At 34.2% G+C, this 1,356-nt stretch carries 1 protein-coding gene; it reads right to left on the reverse strand.

What is annotated here, in order from left to right; translation table 11 throughout:
* Positions 1-64 precede the first annotated feature (64 nt).
* Positions 65-1,356: APC family permease (locus G3997_RS00605; protein WP_296646452.1), on the reverse strand; the 1,292-nt coding region annotated here is incomplete at its 5' end.

Below are 1,356 nucleotides of genomic sequence, written 5' to 3' on the forward strand. Positions count from 1 at the left end.
GATATATCTAAGGGATATTAAATAATAAGAAAACTACTCACATATGTGAGTAGTTTTCTTATTATTAAGCAGCTTTTTCTTCTTTAGAATCAGCGTTTTTCTTAGTCATATAATTGTAAACTGGTAAACCTATAAGAGTTATAACAACTCCACCTAAAGCTATCACTGTATTTTTCATACCAGAGAATGCTAATTGGTTTATTACAACGAATAATCCACCTAATATAGCTACTAATGGTATTACAGGATACATAGGTACCTTGTAAGGTCTGTGTAAGTTTGGTTGATCTTTTCTTAACTTTATAACACCTATGAATGTTAATACATAGAATACCCATACAGCAAATACAGCTAAGTCAGTTAATAAGTTGAATTGTCCTGATAAAGCATATAAACAAGATAATACTGCCATTGCTAATGTAGCATTAACTGGAGCACCACTGCTGTTTACCTTACCTAATGCTGCTAGTAAAGTTTTTTGAGAACYTAATGTATAAGTTACTCTTGGTCCTGTTAATAAGTAACCATTAAGAGCACCAAATACAGATACTAATATACCGCAAGTTACAAATTTACCACCCATTGGTCCAAATATTTGTTCTGCAACAGCTGAAGCAGGAGAAGCGTAGTTAGCTAATTGATCAGCTGGTAATACCCAAAGGTAAGCTAAGTTTATAACTACGTATACTGCCATAACTAAAGATAAACCACCAACTATTGCCTTAGGTAAATCTTTTCCTGGATCCTTCATTTCACCAGCTATAGCACCAACGTTTATCCATCCATCATAAGCGAATAATACAGCTATTAATAATTGTCCTATTACACCCATTGGGCTTATACCTTCAGCAACCATAGGGCTTATTATAGCGTTATCTCCACTACCTTTTATAAATCCGAATATCATTATTAATACAAGAGGAACTAATTTACCTACAGTTGATACAGTTTGTATTATACCACTTGTTTTAGATCCAAGACAGTTTAATACAGCTAGTAATACTATAACACCTAATGTTATAGGGTATACTAAAGATTCATTTCCTAATAATCCAGCAGATTGTTGTCCAAACATAACTGCTAAAGCAGCTATTGTAGCTGGGAAGAATAATACTGATTGCATCCAACCTGTTAAGAAACCAAGTTTCTTACCGTATATTTCTTCTATATATACCATCATTCCACCTGTTTTAGGTATTGCAGCTGAAACTTCTGCTGCAGTAAGTCCAGCAGCTATTGTTATTATACCTGCTATAACCCATGCTATCATTCCAAGACCTGGTGCACCACCAGTTAAAGTGTAAACTGCTTGTGGTTTAAAGAATACTCCACCACCTATAACCATACCAACAACAA

The sequence above is a fragment of the Romboutsia sp. 13368 genome (assembly GCF_018336475.1).
Taxonomy (GTDB): domain Bacteria; phylum Bacillota; class Clostridia; order Peptostreptococcales; family Peptostreptococcaceae; genus Romboutsia.